20 protein-coding genes are annotated in these 23,043 nt (G+C 33.1%); 5 read left to right on the forward strand and 15 right to left on the reverse strand.

Going from position 1 to position 23,043, the window contains the following annotated elements; genetic code table 11:
- Nucleotides 1-7: 7 nt before the first annotated feature.
- The 4 genes from OH814_RS10795 to prfA all read left to right on the forward strand — a co-directional run bounded on the left by OH814_RS10795 (nt 8) and on the right by prfA (nt 4,797).
- Nucleotides 8-715, forward strand: a complete 708-nt coding sequence (locus tag OH814_RS10795) for a hypothetical protein (RefSeq protein ID WP_076561302.1) — start codon at nt 8-10, stop codon at nt 713-715.
- Between the two features lie 17 nt (nt 716-732).
- The gene (locus OH814_RS10800) at nt 733-1,257 is read left to right on the forward strand and encodes an LptE family protein (RefSeq protein ID WP_076561303.1); all 525 of its coding nucleotides are present in this window, start codon (nt 733-735) and stop codon (nt 1,255-1,257) included.
- Nucleotide 1,258: 1 nt separating this feature from the next.
- A complete protein-coding gene (locus OH814_RS10805; protein ID WP_308828152.1) occupies nt 1,259-3,595 on the forward strand; it encodes a hypothetical protein in 2,337 nt (778 codons plus the stop codon).
- Between the two features lie 116 nt (nt 3,596-3,711).
- Nucleotides 3,712-4,797, forward strand: coding sequence for a peptide chain release factor 1 (gene prfA / locus OH814_RS10810; protein ID WP_076561305.1), 1,086 nt, complete (start codon nt 3,712-3,714; stop codon nt 4,795-4,797).
- 343 nt (nt 4,798-5,140) lie between these two features.
- On the opposite strand, the gene OH814_RS10815 is transcribed toward prfA, so the two are convergent.
- Nucleotides 5,141-5,974 carry a M23 family metallopeptidase gene (locus OH814_RS10815; protein WP_308828153.1) on the reverse strand — a complete coding sequence of 278 codons (834 nt, stop codon included), beginning with the start codon at nt 5,972-5,974 and terminating at the stop codon, nt 5,141-5,143.
- A gap of 163 nt (nt 5,975-6,137) precedes the next feature.
- Here OH814_RS10815 and OH814_RS10820 point away from each other — a divergent pair, with 163 nt between their 5' ends.
- Entirely contained in the window at nt 6,138-6,896 is a 759-nt protein-coding gene (locus OH814_RS10820; RefSeq protein ID WP_279195641.1) for a type III pantothenate kinase, read from the forward strand.
- A 57-nt stretch (nt 6,897-6,953) separates the two neighbouring features.
- Here OH814_RS10820 and OH814_RS10825 read toward each other — a convergent pair whose 3' ends face one another.
- The 14 genes from OH814_RS10825 to OH814_RS10890 all read right to left on the reverse strand — a co-directional run bounded on the left by OH814_RS10825 (nt 6,954) and on the right by OH814_RS10890 (nt 22,090).
- On the reverse strand, nt 6,954-7,385 hold the full coding sequence (locus OH814_RS10825) for a nucleoside deaminase (RefSeq protein ID WP_308828154.1): 432 nt from the start codon (nt 7,383-7,385) through the stop codon (nt 6,954-6,956).
- Nucleotides 7,386-7,510: 125 nt separating this feature from the next.
- Nucleotides 7,511-8,056: an energy transducer TonB gene (locus OH814_RS10830; RefSeq protein WP_228428802.1), complete on the reverse strand. Its 546-nt coding sequence runs from the start codon at nt 8,054-8,056 to the stop codon at nt 7,511-7,513.
- Nucleotides 8,057-8,171: 115 nt separating this feature from the next.
- Nucleotides 8,172-9,092, reverse strand: a complete 921-nt coding sequence (locus OH814_RS10835; protein WP_123886338.1) for a YafY family protein — start codon at nt 9,090-9,092, stop codon at nt 8,172-8,174.
- Between the two features lie 304 nt (nt 9,093-9,396).
- Nucleotides 9,397-9,534, reverse strand: a complete 138-nt coding sequence (locus OH814_RS10840) for a hypothetical protein (protein WP_308828155.1) — start codon at nt 9,532-9,534, stop codon at nt 9,397-9,399.
- Nucleotides 9,535-9,965: 431 nt separating this feature from the next.
- On the reverse strand, nt 9,966-10,106 hold the full coding sequence (locus OH814_RS10845; RefSeq protein WP_308828156.1) for a hypothetical protein: 141 nt from the start codon (nt 10,104-10,106) through the stop codon (nt 9,966-9,968).
- Between the two features lie 110 nt (nt 10,107-10,216).
- Nucleotides 10,217-10,471 (reverse strand): hypothetical protein, encoded by a 255-nt coding sequence (locus OH814_RS10850; RefSeq protein WP_308828157.1) that lies wholly within the window; start codon nt 10,469-10,471, stop codon nt 10,217-10,219.
- Nucleotides 10,468-10,779: a transposase gene (locus OH814_RS10855; RefSeq protein WP_308828158.1), complete on the reverse strand. Its 312-nt coding sequence runs from the start codon at nt 10,777-10,779 to the stop codon at nt 10,468-10,470. Before OH814_RS10855 ends, OH814_RS10850 begins: the two co-directional genes overlap by 4 nt.
- 90 nt (nt 10,780-10,869) lie before the next feature.
- On the reverse strand, nt 10,870-11,358 hold the full coding sequence (locus OH814_RS10860; protein WP_308828159.1) for a hypothetical protein: 489 nt from the start codon (nt 11,356-11,358) through the stop codon (nt 10,870-10,872).
- A gap of 10 nt (nt 11,359-11,368) precedes the next feature.
- The gene (locus tag OH814_RS10865) at nt 11,369-13,975 is read right to left on the reverse strand and encodes a hypothetical protein (RefSeq protein WP_308828160.1); all 2,607 of its coding nucleotides are present in this window, start codon (nt 13,973-13,975) and stop codon (nt 11,369-11,371) included.
- A complete protein-coding gene (locus tag OH814_RS10870; RefSeq protein ID WP_308828161.1) occupies nt 13,959-14,330 on the reverse strand; it encodes a hypothetical protein in 372 nt (123 codons plus the stop codon). Before OH814_RS10870 ends, OH814_RS10865 begins: the two co-directional genes overlap by 17 nt.
- Nucleotides 14,331-14,368: 38 nt before the next feature.
- The gene (locus tag OH814_RS10875; RefSeq protein ID WP_308828162.1) at nt 14,369-18,541 is read right to left on the reverse strand and encodes a hypothetical protein; all 4,173 of its coding nucleotides are present in this window, start codon (nt 18,539-18,541) and stop codon (nt 14,369-14,371) included.
- A 145-nt stretch (nt 18,542-18,686) separates the two neighbouring features.
- Nucleotides 18,687-20,339, reverse strand: a complete 1,653-nt coding sequence (locus OH814_RS10880; protein ID WP_308828163.1) for a hypothetical protein — start codon at nt 20,337-20,339, stop codon at nt 18,687-18,689.
- Between the two features lie 292 nt (nt 20,340-20,631).
- Entirely contained in the window at nt 20,632-20,820 is a 189-nt protein-coding gene (locus tag OH814_RS10885; protein ID WP_115620584.1) for a hypothetical protein, read from the reverse strand.
- Nucleotides 20,821-21,091: 271 nt separating this feature from the next.
- Entirely contained in the window at nt 21,092-22,090 is a 999-nt protein-coding gene (locus tag OH814_RS10890) for a patatin-like phospholipase family protein (protein ID WP_308828164.1), read from the reverse strand.
- Between the last annotated feature and the right edge of the window lie 953 nt (nt 22,091-23,043).

Consider the following 23,043-nt stretch of genomic DNA (forward strand, 5'->3'; position numbering starts at 1 on the left):
TTAAATCATGAATGTAAATTTAACACCTAAACCGATCAATTTTAAATTTGGCGAGTACATCAACAAAGGCTTTGAACTTTTAAAGAAAGACTTTGGAGGAGTTTTCGTAGGATTTTTGGTCACTTTCTTAATGTCTATTATCCCGTTTTGTGGGCTTTTGGCAATGGGTAATTTCTACCAATATCTACGCAAATTAAACAAGAATCAGAATCCAAGCGCAGGCGAAATTTTTGATTTTAAAGACTTCATGTCTTATTTTACTTTACAATTAATTATTATTGGCGGAGTAATCGTTTTGTATATCCCTTTTATTATTTTCGGAGGTCTGGCCGGAGCAACTGCAGATGCAAATGGAGAAGTAAGTCCTTTTTTTGCGATTTTAATGTTCCCATATATGTTCGTGATGTTATTTGCGATTTATTATTTCCTGTTAAAAGGATTTTATATTTTGCCGTTAATTAGCTTTAAAGGAATTACAGATATTAAAACCGCTTGGAATATTTCTAAAGTAATGACGAAGGGAAATCTTTTAAACATTTTCTTATTCTCATTAGTGGTGAGTATATTAGCGCAAATAGGTATTATAGCTTGTGGAATCGGACTTTTCTTAACAATTCCTTTCGCATATACAGCTAATTATTTTGCTTATGAAGATGCTATTCAACAAATTGAATACGACGAAATTACCGAAATCGGTATCACAGAAAAATATTAAGATTAAAATTATTTAAAATGAATCAGCTGAAAAATCTTTTCCTTTTAATCATATCTGTAGGATTTTTAAACTCATGTTATTCCTTTACGGGCTCGTCTCTTACAGACGAAAAAACTGTGCAGATCAACGAGTTTCCAAATAATGCGGCGTTAGTAAACCCTACTTTATCGCAGCAGTTTTCTACGGATATACAAAACAGATTTTTGCAGCGTACCACTTTGAAAGGAACGAAACAGAATCCTGATATTTTGATTGAAGGTGAAATTACAGATTATTCAATTTCTCCAACTACGATCAGCTCTACAACGCAGCAGACAACCGCTGGTGGAACGATTCAGGAATCTCAGAATAAGTTGACGATCACAGTGAAGGTTCGTTACGAAAACAAACTGCATCCTGACGTGAGTTTTGAGAAAACTTTTTCTGATGAAGCGGTATTCAACAGCAATCTTTCTCAAAGTGATATCGAAGCCTCTCAGGTAAAGCTTGTTACGGATAGAATTATCAATAAAATATTTAACGACATTGTAGCGAACTGGTAATATGATGAATGCTAGAGTTTTAGAATTATTAAAAAATCCGAAAAATATACAGTCAGAAGATCTGCATCTTTTGAAAGAAGAAATTAATTCTTTCCCTTATATTCAAAACATCCGTGCTTTGCATTTGTACGGCATTCATCTTTTTGATAAAGAAAATTACCAGAAAGAGTTGTCGACAACTGCAGCTTATACCACCGATAAAAAAATTCTTTATCATCTGATTAACGGAAAAATTCAGCAGACAAAAATTGAAACGGTAGAAAAAAAGCCTCAAGTTATTGAGGATGCCGCTGAAAAAAATAAATCTCAGAGTACCAAAGAGCCTTTTTGGTGGGTAAAAGAAAAAAGAACTTTCCCAAAACATGATTACAAAGCAATTTCTGAGAATTTGATTACTCCAAAAGCTGAAATTAAACATGTAGTCGTTAACGGTGAACGTAACAGGATTTTATTTGAAGGTGAAGAAAATTATCTGGAAGAAAAAGATTCCGAAACCATCGACCTGGAATCTACTTTGGAATCTGGAGTGATTGTCACTCAAAAATCTTCTTTCCCAATTAAACGTGTTGCTGAAGAAGAAAAAATATCAGACGAAAAGCCTTTAGAAGTTTCTAATGAGAGTATTGATGATGATACAACTGATTCTGAAAAAACTCCGGAAAGCATCAATGACAAATCTGAAACTAATCTTCTGAAAACTGAGTCATTTACGCCTCAGGCAGATGTTGTGAAAGATGAATCTGTTAGAGATGAAATTCCTGCTGAAAATACTGAAAAAGAAGTTGTTGCAGAAGTCGAAAAATCAGAGGTAATCATTCATGAAGAAAAGCTTGATTCTGAAAAAAGTTCTGAAAAAATTAATGATGAATCTGAGGTTAGTTTTCTTGAAGTCGCAACTTTTGAGCCTGATACAGCTATTGTAAAAGAAGAATTTGTTGGAGATGAAAATCCTACTGAAAATATTGAAAAACAGGCTGTTACTGAAGTCGAAAAATCAGAAGTAATCATTCACGAAGATAAAATTGATTCTGAAAAAACTGAAGAAAAAATTAATGATGAATCTGAGGTTAGCTTTCTTGAAATAGAGTCTTTTAAACCTGAAACAGAAGTTCCGACAGAAGAATCTGCTGAATACAAAGATTTAAAAGAAATTGTCGAAGAAGAATCTGGTACAGAAAATTTACATCCTGAAGTGATCATCAATGAAGATAAGATTACGACTAAAGATGTTGCTGAAAAAGTAAATAATGAATCTACATTAAGCTTTCACGGAACCGATTCTTTCTTACCGGAAGTTAAAATAGAAGCCAATGTTTCTGAACAAATAAATCCGGCAAAAACGCAAAAGTCCAGCATCAATAAACATGAAGACGAAATGCGTCGTCTGATTGAAGAGGTTGAAAAAAGGATGAAAGCTCATAAAAAAGACGCTGAAACAAAAGCCAAAGAGCCGGAAGAAGAAACCGGAGGAGAAATCAGTTTTGCTGAAACTCAGGATTTTGTTGTTTCAAATGAAAATGAAGCGCAAGCTGAGGAAAAAATAGAAACCGATCAGGAAATTAAAGAGGATGTTTCAAAGGAGAAAAATGAAACTCCTGTTTTGGAAGAAGTAAAAGATGAGAATTCTGGCTGGAAACCAATGAGTATCGAATCTCACGTTCCAGATTCATTCAGCAAAAAAATAGAACTTAGCTCTGAACAGGATGAAAAACCTGAAGAAGTAAAAGAAGTCTCTGAAGAACCGATTTCAGAAGAAGAAAATCAGGAAACTGTTGCAGAAAATATTCAGGAGGAAACAATTGACGAAGTTGAAAATAAAGAACCTGAAAGTACGAATTCTACTGAAAAAGTAGAAGCTCCTGTGATGAATTTTTCATTCTTTGGAACAAACATTTCAAGTTTACCCATAAAAAAAGAAGAGAAAGAAAATCAGCCAAAAGAAGAGGCGCAAGAAATGCCTTTAAAACAGGAAAATCAAACTCTTTTAGACAGTAATGTTCCTGGTTTTATCAATACATGGCAAAGCTGGCTAAAGATCGAAAGAACCGAAGAAGTTGAAAAGGCAAAAGTTGAGATCAAGAATAAAGTAATCGAATCTTTTATAGAAAAAAATCCTAAAATCAGTCAGTTAAAAGATGAGGTGAATTTCGTTGTGAAAGAAAAAACAGACGATATTTCTCATTTGATGACCGAGACATTAGCCAATCTTTACATTGAGCAGAAATTGTATACCAAAGCGATTAATGCATTCCTGGTATTGGCAAAGAAACATCCAAATAAAAAAGAATATTTCGAGAATAAGATTCAGGAAATCAAGGATAACAGGGGGAAAAACTAATTTGAAAGCGAAAACTAGCTCTCCATTAGGATTATAAAATTAAAAATCAAAGCTCATGAAAATGGGCTTTTGTTCTTCGTTGTCAATTCCGTATCTTTGCAAACTAAATTTTTAATATGTCTAAATCATTAATTCCAAAATTAGAAGCGATAAAGCAGAGATATAATGAGGTTGCTGATCTTATTATTCAACCTGATGTCATTTCAGACCAGAAAAGATATTCTTCTTTAAACAAAGAATATAGTGATTTGGGGAAAATTGTAAGAGTTTACGATCAATATAAAGGAGCTTTAGATACTATTGCAGAGTCTGACGAAATCATTGCAGATGGTTCAGATAAAGATTTTGTAGAATTGGCAAAAGTTGAAAAGAATGAAGCTTTAGAAAAAATTCCTGCTTTGGAAGATGAGCTTAAAGTTCTTTTGATTCCTAAAGATCCTGCAGACGATAAAAACGTTATTGTAGAACTTCGTGCCGGAACCGGTGGCGATGAAGCTGCGATTTTTGTAGAAGATGTCTACAGAGCTTATAGCATGTATTTTAAGACCAAAGGCTGGAAGCATGAAATCACAGATTCTAGCGAGGCTGCAAAAGGATACAAAGAATTAATTCTGAAAATTGAAGGAGACGGTGTTTATGGAATCATGAAATTTGAATCTGGCGTACACCGTGTACAAAGAGTTCCTGAAACAGAATCTCAGGGTAGAGTACATACTTCTGCTATTACCGTTGCCGTTTTACCGGAAGCGGAAGAAATAGATTTTGAATTGAATCCTGCAGATATTGAAATGCAGACATCACGTTCGGGTGGAGCAGGTGGACAAAACGTAAACAAGGTTGAAACAAAGGTACAGTTAACGCACAAACCATCAGGAATGGTTGTTGTTTGTCAGCAAGCCCGTTCTCAGTTGGCAAACCGTGAGTTGGCGATGGAAATGCTTCGTACCAAATTATACGATATAGAAGTTCAGAAATCAGTGGGAGATATCGCTGCACAACGTAAATCTATGGTTTCTACAGGTGACCGTTCTGCAAAAATCAAAACCTACAACTATCCTCAAGGAAGAGTTACAGATCACAGAATCGGTAAATCTATGTACAATCTTGATGCTTATATGAATGGTGATATATCTGAAATGATCGATGCTGTAATCATGGCTGAAAACGCTGAAAAAATGAAAGGAGAAGAAGATAATTACTAAATTATTTCTTTTAACAAATACAAAGCTTCTGAGTAATCGGAAGCTTTTTTGTTAGCATCTCGTAGGAGTCCCGAAAAGACGGTCTATCAAAGGATAGGATAGAATCCTATCAACATTATTACGATTGTAAAAATGTATTTAAGTACAATTACCATTGTTTGCAATCAAAGTAAAAGTTATTTGGTTACAAACAGGATTGTTTTAATCCAGATGCAATTGCATTTTATGACAAACAAGGTTGTTTTAAAATAATGTAAAAGTTATTTGATTACAAACAGTAGTGTTTTAACCAAAAGTAAAATATATTTAGATCTAAACAAGCCTGTTTACGTAAAAACAAAATTTAATACGCTCTCGCATACGATTTACGTTCTTCCAAATATTCCACTTTATCCCCGTATCCGGTTTTAAAAAGTGTTTTTACGGTAATTCTGTTTTTGTCACCTGTTGCACTTGGTAAATAGGTTACGAAATGTAAATGCGGACCGCTGCTCCAACCCGTATTTCCGCTCAGTGCGATGAGTTGCCCTTTGGTTACTGTATCACCAATTTTTACTTGTGCTCCATTTTGTTGCAGGTGATAATACTGTGCAATTGTACCGTCCGGATGCAAAATTGAAATATAATTTCCGTAAGAAGCGCAGTTTTTGGTAGGGCAACCTTGATTATTATTTTGTACGACATCGATAATTAAACCCTCCCTTGCTGCAAAAATTTCTGTTCCTTCCGGCATTATAAAATCTAAAGAATTTTCGTTTTGATGCGAAAATGTTCCGTTGTAACCCTGATGAATCCAGATTGCTTTTCCTTTTCCAAATGGTAAGTTGTATGCATAATTAGTGTCATAGTTTTTTATAGTAATATCTCCGATATAAGAAATATAACCGGGCATCTTTTTTACACCCCAGCCTTTTTGTTTATCATTCACCACAAAATAAGTTACTCTCATTTTTGTAGTTTTTGCCGGAATTACCTGTGTTGTTTTAAAAATTCCAGGCTTTTTCATATTATTTACTTCAGGCTGACCTTTAAAAACGAGAGAGACGGGATAGATCTCATGATTGTCTGCATAGTAAATAATAGAGTCACCGGTTCTTTCAGGGTACATTTTTATGTTTTTCTGAGCCATTACAGCTAAAGCCTGAATCATAAGAATGAATACAAAAATATTTCGCATAAGTGTTTGGTTTAAAATAAAGCCATTACAAGTATAGACCATTTTCATTGATTTTGAAAGTATATTTTTAAAGAAAAGTGCTATTTTTACCTCTGAAAAATTAATAGGGTTGTTCATCTTTCGCTAAAAAAGTCTGATGAGTTTCCGGCTCAAAAATATGTCAATGAATTCTATCGTAATCAATGTTGGAAACAGCAATATCAGATTTGGTCTTTTTGATGACGACAACTGTGATATTTCATGGATAATCAATACGAAACCTTACCGCACCGCAGACGAATTGCATGGTCAAATGTTGATCTTATATCAAACCTATAAAATTGATCCTAAAGATATTAAGAAAGTAATTATAGGTTCTGTAGTACCACAATTAACGAGAGAAATAACTTCTGCGATCAGAAAAATTCACGGTATTGCTCCTGTAATGGTTGATAGAACGACTCCTTCAGAAGTGGTAGCCAAATCTAAACAAATGGGAACAGATATCTATGCTAATCTGGTGGCGGCTCACAATATGTACCCCGGAAGAAAGAAGATTGTTTTAGATTTTGGTACTGCACTTACCGCAAGTTGTGTTGCTGAAGATGGCGAAACTTTAGGCGTAATTATTGCTCCCGGAATTATCACTTCTTTGAATTCTCTCATCAGCCAGACTGCTCAGCTTCCGGAAATTGAATTGGTAAAGCCAAAATCTGTTTTAGGTTTAGACACCGTTACCTGTATGCAAAGCGGAATGGTTTACGGTTTCCTCGGAATGGTTGAAGGTTTTATTGACAGAATAAACAATGAAGTGAATGATGAGTGTTTTGTCATCGCAACCGGTGGAGTTTCCCATGTTTACAAACCTTTAACAGAGAAAATTCATATTGCAGACCGACTTCACACCTTGAAAGGACTTTATTTCCTTGGAAAAGATTTATAAGTGAGGTTGAGGCTAAGGTTGATGAGATTCTTGTAAACCTTAGCCTTAGCCTCAACCTTATCTTTTGGCCTTAAAAAACTCTTTCACAATTGTAGAACATTCGTTTTCCATAACTCCTGAAACGATCTCTGTTTTGGGATGTAGGCTTAAGCTTTTATTGATAAAACCACGTTGCTCATCTCTTGCGCCAATCACCACTTTTGAAATTTGCGACCAGGAAAGCGCTCCGGCGCACATTACACAAGGTTCTAAAGTTACGTATAGTGTACAGTTGATCAAATATTTTCCGCCTAAAAAATTGGCTGCTGAAGTGATTGCCTGCATTTCGGCATGTGCTGTAACATCGTTTAGCGTTTCAGTAAGGTTATGAGCTCTTGCAATCACACGATTGTTAGCAACGATCACGCATCCGATAGGAACCTCATCTTTTTCTAATGCAATCTCAGCTTCCTGGAAAGCCATTTTCATAAAATATTCATCTGTAAACATAAAAATAAAAGCTTAGTGCAAAACTAAGCTTTTCAATATAATATTTCCTGGGAAATTTAGAATCTACAATCTAACAGTTACCATCGAGTAAAAGCCAATTTAGCTAATTGTATGATTGTCTTTAGTTAGTCAAAATTCAGCACCAAAGGCAATCTGAAACGGTATCTTACAGGGTTTCCGTTAGTGTAAGCCGGAGAAAACTTTTCAGAAACAGAGTATACGGCAATTTCTGCCTGTCGGTTGAACGTAAAGTTATCACCTTCAGCTTTTACATCGCTAATGGTTCCGTCTTTTTCAACAATAAATGCGACGTTGGTTTTGATGTTTCCTTTTTCAGAAAATACACCGTCTCCATAAAAAAGCTGTGCTACTTCTTTTCGCAAGGCATTCATTCCGCCGGGATAATCTGCTGTTTTTTCAATTGATTTTGGAAAATCCTGTTGTGGAGACAGAACTGTTTTAGAATTGATTTTTTTTAAATCTTCAAGATTTTTTACTTTAAGTAAGGCTGCAATCAGGGCAACGTTTTCAATGCTGTCCATCTTTTTCATAAAAAAGAGGAAGTCATTTTTAACGGCAGCTTTGTATAAAGGATTTTTTTCGGTATCAAACTTTTTTTTGAACTCAGTATTCAGCATTGTTCTGTGCTGGTTATAATAATTTTTCACCATCTTGAATTCTTCTGTTTGCTGAGAAAAACAAAATGTTGAGATGAGTATGAAAAATAGATATAAAGCCTTCAATACATGATTATTTATGTAAATATAATCAAAAAGATGCAAAATTCTATTCTTTCAAATAACTGTTTAATGATTCCTGCAAATGTTTTTTGATGTCTTCAACTAAGTTTATAGGTTCTAAAACTCTTACTTCCTTTCCGAACGATAAAATTTCCTGCATAAAATCGTAAGTAGGGTGGAGGAAAAATTCAAAATAAATATCGTGCTGAGTTTCTTTGGTCTCTTTCTGAGACAGATGCAAAGGAAAACTTCTGATGTATTCTCCCTGATGCCGGCTGCATTTCATTACAATTTTTTGAGGATTTTGTTCAGTTAAATTCATCACTCCAAAAGCATTTTTGAAATGTTCTCTAAAGTTATACTTATATTTTTCTCTGAATTTTTGTGGCGAAACATCCAGATAATTAATCCTGTCTAAACCGAAAGATTTCAACGCTTTGTCTTTGGTGTCAATCGCAATGAGATACCATCGGTCTTTAGATTCTTTCAATGCTAAAGGATGAACTTTTCGGGAAGTCATCAGTTTATTTTTGTAATTGTAGTGTTCAAACAAGACAATTCTTTTGTTTCTGATGGCAAAGAAAAGATCATAAAAATGCTCAACTCCGGTTGGTTTTCTGCTTTCAAAAAAGATGAAATTGGCAAAGTCTGGATGATTGTTTAAGGCATTGCTTACCTGAAAAGATTCGAGTAATTTTTGGTTGTACTCATCGACTTCCATCATTGGGCGACTTTCGATGTAATACCGATTGTCACCTTTCTTTTTGTTGTGAATAGAAAGATTAAAAAGATCTGAAATCTCACGAATATCTCTTTGTAAAGTACGAATAGAGTAGCTTTTAATTCCCGCATCCTGAAACTCGAAAGAATTAAGGAGATAATCTTCCATCTGCGAATATGTGGACGGAGCGCTCTCTAATTTCTTAATGATTAAGGCATATCTCGTAAGGTAAAAATCTTTTTTCATTTCGGATTGTTTTCTAAAACAAATATATGCGGTAAATGCGACAAATGGTGTCGTGTGTTATTTTTTCTTGAAAAGTTTAAAGATAAAATTTCATAATTTGTCATTTTGTCATGATGTTATCGCTGTACACTTCCTGTACACTCGCTGTACTCTTTATCTTTGATAAAAAATTTCTTGTGTTTTTTCTTTTATCAAAATGACAGGTGATTTTATGTAATTATATTTATAAAAATAGAAAAGAATAGTAATTGTATTTTCTCTAAATTATAAATTTTTGTGTTTCGATTATATAATTTTCATTCCGTTATTGTTTGCAAAACTTTAGACTTTCTGAAAGAATTTCTTTGTATTCATTTAGGATAAATACATCAAGCCATCCTACGACAGGAAAACTTATGAAGTATAAACCTTCAGGATTATGAAATTTGTAATTTCTGCTCATCATTGTATGTTTTTATAAAGGTAAAAAATAATACAATCTGAGTAGTTAGAATTTAAAATAAAAAGCCACACGATGTAATCGTGCGGCAGCGGATGGCATAAAAAAGCAGTTATCTCTAACTGCAAAATTTTAAATGTTTTTGTATGCTTTCATAAATTTATCGTAGTCTTTTTTGATTTCTGAGATCTGTTCACTGCTCAATGTTAGAAGATGATTTTTAACTAGTTTTACTAATAATTCTTTTTTTGGATTTTTTTTGTAAACTTCTGAATCTACCCATAACAAAGAAACCAAACTGCCTAAAGAATGAATATGAAATTCTTTATAATGTTCTTTAGGATAAGTAATTGCAGAATCTTCATCATATGAATATAGTGTGTCTAATGCAGAGGATAAAAAATATTCATCTTTGGAGTAGTTATTTAGTACTTCTAAACAATATTGTTTTGTTTTTGTGTGTTTTCTATTCCAAATTCTCCTAAAACAAAAAAAAAATTTTCATCTAAATCATAAGGGATTTTCCACATTTTCTCTAACATTTCATTTGAATATTTACTATAATCTTGTTCCATTTTTTATTTTTTAAAGTTAAAATATGTGTATTGTATTTAAATATAATTTTCCGTTTGGAAGTTTTGAAAAGTCCCCGCTGCCGCACGATCCTTTCGTGTGGTCAGTCAGCTTAGATATCAAACATTCTAAAAATAACTATATCATCCAAAAGTCCTTTTTCATCAGAATAATCTAAAGCACTGCTATATCTATAATCTTCCGCACGGAAAACCAAACCCGCTTCTACAGGGTTTTGATGGACATAATTAATCTTTTGATTTATTACATGATTGCTCCACAACTCAATAGGTTTATTATCGTGTCTCCAAAATTGATATTGATTTACGTTGGAAGTTTTTGCACCTTCTTTAAGAAAGAAATTCAAGAGAATTCTTTTCTGCTTTCTATAGGGTTTTCTTTTATAGCATTAACAATTGCCTTGCTTGTAAATCGTTTGAAATCACCAATCAGAAGTTCTGGTTTCTGACCATCGATACTTCGAAAAACTAAATGTACATGGCTTAACATAACGCACCATGCATGTATTTCTAAGCCTTTATTCTTCTGACAAAATCTTAAACTATCTAAAAGAATATCTTTGTATTCATTTCGGATAAAATCAAGCCAACCCACGACGGCAAAATTTATGAAGTATAAACCTTTAGGATTATGGAATTTGTAATTTCTGCTCATCTTTATGTTTTTATAAAAATAAAAAGCCACACGATACAATCGTGCGGCAGCGAGAAAAATAATAGTGCAATACCACCTAATATTTTTCTCTTAGATTTCTTCTACTCCTTCTGGAGCATGGCCTTTCAACCAAATTCTTTTATCTGTTTCTTGCCATTCTCCTTTTATCATTAATATCATAATATCCAAAATCTTTATAAAACTACTTGTATAGATAGGTTTGCTCCAATCCCATTGTTCATCCTTACCTCTAAATTGATTTAGAGAATTAATAAAGTCTGTTGTAATGATTTCACCTTGCTTTTCTATAATATTTTTAGTTTGTATTAAAATTTTTATCATTAAATCTATGTCATCAGTTTCAACTATTTTTTCTAAAGTAATATCGGTAGTATCATACTGAAATCCTTCTCTATTCCACAAAAGTTGATTATATATGTATTCAAAGGTTCTATTTTTTTGTTGAGCATTATTTTGTTCAAATCCCTGAATAATAAAGTGGCTTAAAACTTCTACATCAGCTATGTCTATCAAAAATCCTTTACCGTGATAATTTTCTATTTTAGTGTCTTTATTCATATTATTTTATTTAAAAATTTAACAATTCTAAATGTTGTGTTTCATAATATTGAGGAAATTTTAGTTTGATGCGTTCAATTACTTGAGTTTTTAATTTAGAATTAAATAAATCAAAGTATTTGCCATCAATAATTACTTTGTCCAATGGAGGGATTCCTTTTGCAGGATCTGGAGTAATTTTACCAAAATGAGTATCAATGGAATTAAAAAAACGCTGAAGTTGCTCCTCGTAATATTTTTGCCAAGTTGCTATTGCCCTAGGATTGTTAGTTAACCCCATTGCGTCCCAAGATTCTCCTATTCGTTTTCCTTGTTTCACAATAGCATCTCCTGCTTCCCCTAATTTTGTGGGTCTTAAAACAACACTATACTCAATTTCCATCTGTGCTAATGTTTCCAATTCGTGAGTACCATATGGTTTTTTTGTATTTCCATCTATCCATTTTGCCATTTCCTTTACTCGCTGTTGAATCCGGGCTTCCTTATATGTGGTTTCTAAAAGACTCTTCAGTTTTTCAGGATTTTTAATAGTTTTCTTTAATTCCTGAAAAAACTTAAGCATATATTTGTCAGTAGGATTACCTTGTATCAACTTCTCGCCTTTATATACTAAAGCATATTCCTTACCTTCAACTTCAACTAAAACAGCTCCTTTTTCATAAAGAGGCAAAAGATTTTCGTACCTTCCAAAAGCAAAAGCTGTGGCTTTAGATATTGCTTGGCTGTTGTACTCCAAAATTTTTATCTCAATACTGAATCCTGATTTTAAAGTGTTTCCAGCAAAAGTAAGAATTTTTCTCTCCAACATTATTTTTATCATACAGGATTTAAAAAAGTTTGCGTACTTAAAATTTTTAATTGCTACTGCTGCATGATAGAGATTTGCAGCTCGAGCAAACAGGAATTCAACTGTAATAGGTGTTGCTAAAAGAATTCCTCCGATAAAATATACTTTTTCCCATTTCTCGAGAAATTCTGTTCCACCGGGCATTGCTGCAATTTCTTCACGATTGGCGGTAATTATACTATCGGCAGAAGCCAGAGCGACATCCGCAAAAGCTAAAGCAAATACCGCAGGATTGCCAGTTGTAAGCATAGTTGCAGTTCCTACTACAATAATAAAAATATCTAATCCAATTCGTATATTTTTTTCAAGTTCCTGCTGTTCTCTTTCTTCAGCAAGAGCTTTTATACAAATTGCAGCTACAAGAGGAAAAGTGAAATCTTTTTCACCATCAAGGCGAATATGTACAATATCCATTGGATGGTAAAAATTCCCATTTTCTGTAGAATCTAGTGAAGTTTTTTCTACCTGTATTCGTTCTACTTGTGAAGGTAAATCATCAGGAATAATTTCTGTTTCTTTTCTGGTCACTTTCTTTAGCTGTTGAAGGAAAAACTGATTGTCTTTTTCCTCCTGCAAAATGCTTCCTGAAGAAAAGGCATAATCGTTTCCGATGACAAATTCTTTATTCAGTATTTTTAATCCATCAAAAGCATTATGAAAACAAAGAGCATTTATGAAATTGGAAAAAATTGTTTTATTGCTAATTTCTTGTCCATCTATTACCGAGGTATTGTTCATATTTTTGAAAATACGTTTTACCATGGTTTGATTATTTTTGAAGCTTTCAAAAATAAAATTACTATCCTTAAAAATTTTTAAAAGATTAATTAAAGCACCGCTAGAATCTTTAGTCCAGCTGAAAAATCCTTTGTCATCATGATTGGAAAGTATTTCTAAATGTTTCCAAAGGAAATCATGTGTTGGATTTTCCGCTTGTACTTTTTCCGTTTTTTCTTTTTGGGTAGTAAAAATAGGTTCTCCTAAGTTTTGCTCCAGTTTGATTAAAATTTCTTCTGTAACAAAATTTGGCATGTTTTCATATAAGAATTTTAATTCCGAAGGTTCTTTTGTTTTTAATACTTTTTCTGCAAATAAGGTAATGATTTCGTTTTTTGCATCATTTCTCACACCTAGCTTTTCAGATAAAGCCACATATCCATTAACATCGGAAGTATTGATAATAACGGCATTATATATTTTCTCTAAATTATATAATCCTGTTTTTGTATTAAAACCCCTTTTGTCTAAATAATCGTTGTAAACAAACTCTAAACGAAACTCTATTTCCTTTTTTTCAGGATTAAGATGAAATATACTACCCGTATTCTTGAGGTTGATGAAGCAGGCTCTTTCGTTAAGTTGTATAGTTAATAAAGCCAACTTACTCTCATTACCTATCGTATATTGAAAATATTTATTAGGAACATATGTAGTTGATGTTGATTGAATTACTGTTGGGCTAATTCCTCCAATAGTTCCAGGATTACTTAATTCATAATTTTGATAATAAAAGAAGAATTTTTCGTCACTTCGATTACTTAAGTCATTTAAAAGGCTGTTCTCATTCATATTTCCAGAGTAAAACTTACCTTCTGTACTTTTGCATTTATCTTGAGTTCCAATCTTATTTTCGTAAGATATTTCCTCAAAAGATCTCCTCGCTATTCCTTCTAAAGGATTTTTGTTCCCTTCAAAACCTTTGCTTACTTCATCAAAAGAAAGTATTTTGTATCCGGATAAATCTCCGAATTCGTCATTGAAGTTTTCCATTTTCTGTGTTTTTATCGATTAAAAATTCCAATTCATTTATAGGGAAAATTTCTTTGGTGACTTTGTTTTGGCAAAACTTTTTTACCTGTTCTTTATCTAATACCAAGAGATCTAAATGATAATTTTTATTTATTAAAATTCCTGCATTTTTCACCTTACATCTTGCCTGTATCAGAATATCCCAGTCTTTCCCTTCTAATTCGTTCCAGCGTTCAACAGAAAACCTTCCTCTGCTGCCGAAAATGATGATCTTTTCCACCGCAGTAATGTCATTGATCTTGTCCTTTAAGGATGTGAGAATATAAGGCAGCACTTTGTCGTGCTGCCAAATAGACTCAGGTTTTACCTGACTCATTGTTATTTAATTAAAAATTAGTAGTTAATAATTCAGAATTACAGTAAGAACTTGCTTAAAGGAACTTTATTTAAATATTCTGCTTGTGGAATAACTCGTCCATTTTTATCTAAAATTCTTTCTTCACCATATCTGTTATATTCAGGAGAATTTATTTTTAAAGTAGAATTATCTAAGTCAACTGAGAGTTTAAGCATATCATGACCATCATCACCCCCTGGTTTTGTAAAAGAAAAGTTCTTTATTTTGCTTACATTAATTTTAAAAGTAATTCCTCGTTCCATTGGATAGCATTCTAATCCTTCGATTTGGGAAAGTTCATCTGATAATGCTTTATATGTTACAGTAAAAGAATCCGTTTGTTGCCATGCTGCATCTCGATCTATTGTAATAGTGTTTCCTAAACACAGATATTGTCTTGGAAAATAACCTTCTATATCAGCTTCTCCAATATTTTGAACCGTGGTATCCATATTCTTAAAACTAATCTCCATCCATTTATCACCAGACTGGCCAATTTGATTATTGTTCAGTTTAAAATTACTTCCGCACATTTCACCTAACTGATCGTCAAATTTCACTCCGGGTTCACAGTTGCAAGGCAATGCTTTTTCTACTTTCAAACCGATAGAATCTGCCTGAAGAATTGTTAATGATGTAGGGATTTTCTCTCTCCATGGTTCGCCTTGTTTTTTACCTAATGCAGAACGCATTTCGTCTACAATTGATAAGAATAATGGGTCGTCGATTACAGGAACTTCACCACCGTTCCAGATTTGCCCGGTGGCAAGGAAATGTCTTACAGCTTCTTCAAAACCAGGTCTTACCGTAACAATTACTCTTGCCATACCCGACTGCATAAATGCTCTGAATGTAGGATCGTTATCATCAAACTGGTACATGTCTGCCCATTTTTCTCTATTCCCCCAATAGTAAGGATAGAAATAGTAACTCATAATATCCCATTCGAAAGCCTGTTCCATAAACTTCACAAAAGCTGCATATTGATCTAATTTTGTATCTACTTTAATATCCGTATTTAAGAAAGTTTCTTCACCTGAAGAATATCCGTTGTTGTGATATTTACCTTTGCCAAATGTTAATTCAACATTTGTATTCTGATTAATCATATAAGAGATACAGTTTCTTCTTAAAATTGTATTCTCAATCTGTCTATAGAAACCAGGGTTTGAACCTTTGATTTGTACACCTAAAGCTTTTGCTTCTGCTAGAGCTTGGTTGTATTTATCCATTTCTACTTGGTAAGCTTCGATGATTTTATTGAAGGTAGATTGTAACCAAGCATTTTTTGCTTCAGTAGAAAGATTACATCGAATGTCTAAACTTCCTTCTATGATTGGACTTTCTCCGGTAGCAAATGAATAAGCTAATTTGTTTTTAACATTTAAGCCTCCTAAGATTCCATTTTTTTCTGTATCATGAATAGATGTAATCCAAGGCAAACGTCTTCCAGCGATAGTTATAAATGCTTGATGAGAGCCAAAAAAACCATGTGGATAGGTGTTGAAAGTATAAGTAACCTGATCTGCAATATAGCCTTCGGGGATTTCTACTTCTCCAGAACCATTGGTAACTTGCACTTTATCATCATCTCGACCGGTGTGTGAAGCATCTCTTTCATGAAAAGATTTGTTTATATTAAATGTTGCCATAGGAAATTCATCTATTTCAACATTATACTGACTTAGCCAGTATTTTAATTTTGTGTCGTCTATTAAAGAAGAAAAATTTTCCAATTTATGAACTGAAGATTCTCTTGGGTCAACGGGTTTTACAATTTGCTGGCTACTATCAATCATTTTTATTCCTAAAGAATGCAATTTTGCCGGCTCAGGAATCATAAACTCAAACATCATACGTTTACCGTAATTGTAAATTTGATTTTTTACTACTTTGTCTACCCATCTGTAAACCCCTACAACATGGTTGCTGCCTTTTGTGTTGTCGAAACCGTGTTTGTTATTTTCTTCGTATTCTTCTAAAACTTTATCAATACGCTCTTCTTTTACTTTGGTTACAATTCTGTCTAAAGCTCTTGCTGTAATATCTTTAGCTTCTGTAACCGCTTGTCGGTTGCTTTCTTCTTTGGAGTTGTGAGTTGCATAACTTGCGTTGGCATAAGCTCCAAAACTTGCAGAATTACCCATTTTCCAATTTGCTGTAACTCCAGCTTGTGCAGAAAAATCTTTAGATTCCTGTAAGATTTTAGAAATCTCGCTTTGCATTTCATGTCTTTCGGTAGAAGTGGTATCTGTAAGCTTTTCTTTTTCAGATTCTGTAGATTTTGTGGTTTGAGATTCACTTCGTTTTAATCTTCTGGTAGAACGTTCTTTGTACTCACGAGCCATGATATTTTCGATGTGAGCAACATCTCCTTCCACATAACAGTATGTACTTTGTTCTACTTTTAAATAATCTGCAACACCAATATTTTTCATTCCAAATCCTGATGGGATGAAAGAAGATGTTTCAGGGTTTTGTATTGGCGTTTCGGGTATTTCTGGTTTTGGCGGATCAACAGGCATACATCCATCGGCTCCTCTAAAAGTATATTGCTTAGTTATTCTGTCTAAATTATCAGTATCAATAACTAATTTAACATTGAAACGATAAGTAATCCCATCTTTAGATGTGAATTCTCCCTCTAAAAGAAATTCTTCAATTCCAGAGGTCTTAGAAACTGGAATTCTAGGTAAATCAAACAATAAGTAAGATCCTCCACCCAAAGAAGATAAACTTGTTGAGGAAAGTTCTACATCTTTCACAAGCGTCTTGTATTTTGCTGAGGCGATTTCAATATTGCTATTTAAAGCTAAAATTAAGCTCCATTCTGTTGAGCTTCGTGCGTAAGTTTTTAGGCTGAAAGGAATATATCCTGCAGTAGAAAAATTATTATTTACAGGGATTACAACACCTCCCACTGTGGCAGAAACCTGTTGGTTAAGTACTGTATTGTTCAATACCGTTTGCTGTAAGGTCTGATTATTTTGAGTGATATACTGGTTCAATTCTTCAAATGAAGTAATTTCAGCTAAAGAATCTATAATTGTAGTTGTTCCAAATAATCTATTTAAAGCGTTTTGGTCTTGTGACTTTAAGGTTCTGCCTAATTGTGCTGCATCGATCTCAGGAGTTCCAAATTGGAAATCAAATTCCGGTATTTCTACATCAGGAATTGTGATTTTCATGATCTCATCTTTGATACGATGAAGCTCCGTGTTTAGGTCACTGTTTGCATAGAATTTTTCAGGATCAGCGATGCTAAGTTGAGTCAAATAATTAATTCTGTTCTCTAGAATTGACTTTTTTCTATCAGCTTCAGCCGAATCTTTTCTAGCTGATTGAATAATTGGTTTTACTTCTTTTTCATATGCAGTATAAGCATTTTTGTATGCTTCATCATATTTTTTTTTGTACGTTTTTTCTAATTTTGATAAAGAGTTTGTAAGGTTTTCATTTTCTTTAAGCATCACAGTCGCTTCTGCAAACTTTATTGCCTTGTCATCGAACATGGCTCTCTGAGTTGTAGAAGATGCTGATGTTCCATTAGAATCTGTAGAAGATACTTTAAATAGTTCTTTTGGTAAAACTACTTTTGCTTTTTTCATATCTTCAAAGGCTTCTTCAGATTGATCGTAGTTTTCAAGAATATGCGCCAAATGAAGAAGTTGCATAATCAGTTCTTTTGCATAAAAATCTTTTTGAGTAACTACCTGATAAGTAAGATTATCCCAAAGAACATGATCAACGGTTAAAGCTCCAAATGTTTTGCAAAGTGCAATCTGTTTGTCAAATTCTTCTTTTGTAGCCGTAGATTTATTTCTTGCAACCCAGATTGCAAAATAGTAAAATTCAGGATAAAGAGTTTTTAAAGAATCTTCAGAATGTACCGTGAGATTGATTACTGAAGGGTTTTTAAAAATTGAATTTAGATTATTTGAAGAGTTTAGATTAGAATCAATTTTACTATCATCTTTAGCTTTTTTCCCTCTGAAGATAAATCTTCTTTCTTTATTTATCGGATCTGATAATTCTGGGTTTCTCATTGCTGCAAATCTAAAAAGCGTTTGTGATGCGTTATTATTTGTGTTCATAGTATTTGTTGATTTATAATTAATAATTCCTTCTCCAATGAAGGATTCTCCAACAGTAAAAGGTGTTGGTTTTGCTGAGGTATTATTTGTTGACATAAGAGTCTGGGTTTAAATTTTTTTGTATAGTTATTTGTATTAGGTGCAATATGTTTAATTTACATTCTTAGAAGTCTGAAAAAAAATCTAGAGGTGATATTAATAGTTTTGAATGTCTATTAATTATTGCGCTGAAGAAGTCTGATTATGTAATCACTGGTTTTATATGAGTTCTATTTATATCACTTATAAAAATATCACCCTCTTGATCTCTGTAGAACTCAGCCCATGAGGTACTATTTAAGCTTGTTACAATTGCTCCACCATCAAAATAAATGGTAGGATCTAAAGATGGTGAACCATTTAATATTTTAAGTGTTACGCCTCTGGGCATATTTTCTATTCTTATGTTTTGGAAATCATTTCCCTTACAAGTAATTGTTACTATTTTAGCACTCGGATAATCGCCAAAATTAAATGTTAAATCTGTTGCGCTATTTTTATAAATGATCTCAACAAAAGTATAATTGATTCTTACTTGCGCAATTTCTTCTGCTTGACCATAAGGTACAGCATCATCAGGTTCTACACCAAAAGGAACTTTTGGAGATTTATCAAAAGTATTTTCGCCAATCAGGGTTTGGCTACCATTTAAAGATGCAAAATTATTAGCTGTCCAATTCTCAGAAGCTACAGATACATTTGTGCCATTCGTATGTGTAAGGTATGGTCTGTCTGGATTACCCCTAACAAAGCCAACTGCTATAACATTTTCTAATTTTTTAACATAAGTTGCTTCAGTATATGCCAATGTAGTATCTATGCTATCTTCCACAAAATTTAATGTAGCATAGTTTCCTAACTGTGTATTTAAAGATGTTTGTGTAACATAACTTCCTGCTGAAATTCCTCCTAGAGCCCCTGAATTATCAGAATAAGCAACCTCGATTTCTTTTGGTGTAGCTGGTGACATTTCAAATCTCCATCTATTAGATGAGCCATTAAAAGATAAAAACCCAAAATAAGGAGCAACTCCACTATAACCATATTGAGGATCGGTAGAATACAGTTTAGACGAATTTTCTACATGCTCCAAATTCCCTGAATGCCATAACTCCATCCAAGGTTTTACACCATTAACAGCTTCTTTTGTTCTAAACCAAATTCTAGAAGCATCTCCAGCGTGACCGTTGTTATAATAGAAATCTAAATTATTATTATTGCCCCCGCCGTCTAAAAATTTTATATATCCGCCATAACTTGCTCCATCTGGTCTGTCAGTTCCACCCCAACTACTTGAATAATAACTAGAAATAAAACCCCCATTTGGTAATTCTGCATCTAAAGTTGTGGCGACAACACCAAGTGCTTTTGATACTATCTTATCGTTACTAAGAAAATTAGAATGATTAAAATTTCCTGAATGCCATAAATTACCAATTGTTGTAGCATCAACAGTTGCTTGTAATTCAGAACCAGTCCAGCCGAGTAGTATATTATTACCAGTCGTGTTTTCGCCTCCAATTCTTACATAGTGTCCTAATGGTTGATAATTTGCCAAATCTATTATTCCAGAAAGTTTATCCCATCCTGGTTCGCCTGTATTGTTCAAGTCGAGAACATATACATAATTATCACCTGTTTCAATAACATTATAAACATCACCTTCTGTCATGCTTGTCATAAAATCTAAATCAGTTTTAGTTCCAACAGATCCTTTGATTTTATAAAGACCTGCAGTTTCTATCGGCAGTTTTTCACCTTTGTGCCAATACGAGTCTTGCCATTCCCAGAATTCTTCCTGTGTAGGTTTGTCACCGTTCTCGAATAATTTTTTTAATTCTTCTTTTGATATCATTTTGTATTTTTTGTTTTTTAAGATTAAAATTTTGAAGTCTCTTTTTATTAGATTTACTTCAGGTTTTAGCCTTGTTTTTTAAGGTGGTTTCCGGCAAAGGATTTCCACCCTTATTTAATTTTCAATCATTTTATTGTGTTTTTTAATTGTTGTTTTAAACATAGTTCTGGCTGTTCGGCATTTTGAGAATGCTGAATAAAAACATGTTTCGTAAAAATTTATAATGGGTTGTGTTGTTTTTGGTATATTAAATTTAAGACGTCACAACGACAGAACTTGACGTATTTAAGAATTAAATGTCATTCTTATTCGTTTCAAATTCTTCCTCCAGAATGTCATTTTCAAAATCTTCTCTGAAGAAATTTTCAATATCATCAAGGTAATTTTCGTAGTCGATTTCTGTGTTTTCGATATCAGTCCAGCTAACGGTGTAAAGATCCTGATTAAAAGAGATGTCTGAATTGTGATTTGGTGTTTCCATACTTTGTGTTTTTAAATGTTAGTGCTTTTTGAGCGTATTTTAGGCTGTTCAACATTGTTTAAATGTCGAATTTAAAGGGTTTTCTAAAAGTTTTTTAAGATTTTCTTGTGCCTTTGTTTATTACAAATCTAATTGGGAAGAACGACAAAACTTGACGTGTTTTTTAAATTAAAATTTATTTTGTTCAATTATAATAGAATAAGCTTATAATAATCAATTATAATCTTAAAAGCTTATATTTTGTTCTTAATGAGTTTTTGTACAATTTGATTTAAAACGTCTCTGTTGTCATCAATATAACCCAATCTGCCTGAATTAAATTTTCAATATTTGATCTTCTTACATTATCCATCGCAGGAGAAGCATTCTTCAACGAAGGATTTAGGCGATAATAGTTTTTCTGATTTCTGGATCCTAAAGTATTAAACATCTGGCAAAGCTGATAATCTACCGTTTCTGCATTAGCAGACATCAGAATATCAATAATAGGAGTGACCCAACCCAGCTTTCCTGCTTTTTCCATTTTTTTGAAAGAATAACGTTTTGATTCAATTCCGGTTCCGATGGAAATAATAATCATATCATTTACAGTCGGGTAATTGGCTTTCTGATGGTTTTTTAATACTGCTGCAAAGGGAGTTTTTCTTGCTTCCGCATAAGCACAAAGTGCCGGATTATTGGCAAACATTCCACCGTCAATTAAACTAAAAACCTGTCCGTACATTGATTTTATCTGAACCGGAGTAAAATAAGTTGGCGCCGCTGAAGTCGCTCTGCAAACGTCTTTCACGTAAAAATTATCCGTAATTAAATTCGCTTTCCAGGAATTAAATAATTTTGCTCTTCTGTTTTCTATGTCATAGCTTGTTATTAAGCAAGGTTTTATGAGTTCTTTTAATTCTAAATTCCCAAAAAATTCGTTGAGGTTTTTTTCAAGGGCTTCCTGAGAAATCTTTTCATTTAATAATCCAAATGGGTTGATCAGTTTTTCCCAAAAAGAAACCTGAAAGATATCGCCCCCTTTTTCAGAATACAGTTCCAGACCTTTCTGAATAGAATATTTTGCTTTTCTGTGTTCATCGGGACACAAAATAATCGCTGCAATCAATGCTCCCGTGCTGCTTCCTGCCACCAGATCAAAATAATCCCCAAGCTTTGCACTCGGTTTGTCATGAATCTGTAGCTGCTCTTCTATGTAGCGTAAAATAATGCAGGTGATGATGCCTCTTATTCCGCCTCCATCTAAAGAAAGTAGGGTTGTCTTTTTCATTTTCTACTGTTATTTTGGTAGAATAAAGATAGTAGCGGGAGGCGACAGAACTTGACGTGTTAAATGAAAATTAGTAAATTTTATAGAGAAAATATGTATAGTTTTTATGTAAATAATAACCTTTTATTTAGGTTATTTGTTGGGTACGATTAAAATTAATTTAAGATTATTATTTCGACTTATTCTCATTTCTATATTCTGTTATTTGCAGCGTATCATCAAAAATCACAATGCGGTAGTCATTTTTCTCATCTTTTTTATCTAAAACATAGATGTCGTAATAAACCTGCGTTGGATCTTCGTATCTATGGTTTACTCTTCTTGCAATGGCTTGTCGGGTATCATAGATGTCTATTCCTTTGGCTTTTAAAAGAAACTCTCTAATGTCTGCAAAGCTGTGCTTGAATTTTTCTTCGTAGTTGGTTATTTTAATAATCTTTCCACTCTCGTCATATTCATAGCTTTTGTTTATGGGTTCTAATCTAAATGTTTGCGACCACGCTATTAGCTGTCCTTTAAAATTATATCCTTTACGGATTACAAAAGGATTCCATTTTTTTGAAATTTCTTCTGCGTATTCACCATCTGAATCCGGAGAATCTCTTTTAGGTAAGCTATATCTTTGTCTGATATTTTTCCCATTTTCCGTAAATTCGAAATCATAGTGCCCTTCTTTTATCCTTCTTTCATTATATTTTTTAATATCAAATCTGGAACTATCTAGTGCAGGTTTTTCTTCTGCTATTATTTTTGCATTTTTACTTTCTGTTTTTTCTGCTGTTTTTGCAGTACAGGAAATAATAAACTAAAAAAAATATAGAAATAAATGGTGCTATTGTTTTCATATTGTAAGCAATTATTTCGACTGATTCTCATTTCTATATTCTGTTATTTGCAGCGTATCATCAAAAATCACAATGCGGTAGTCATTTTTCTCATCTTTTTTATCTAAA

This window comes from Chryseobacterium sp. CFS15 (assembly GCF_031118795.1).
In the GTDB taxonomy this organism is placed as follows: Bacteria; Bacteroidota; Bacteroidia; order Flavobacteriales; family Weeksellaceae; genus Chryseobacterium; species Chryseobacterium indoltheticum.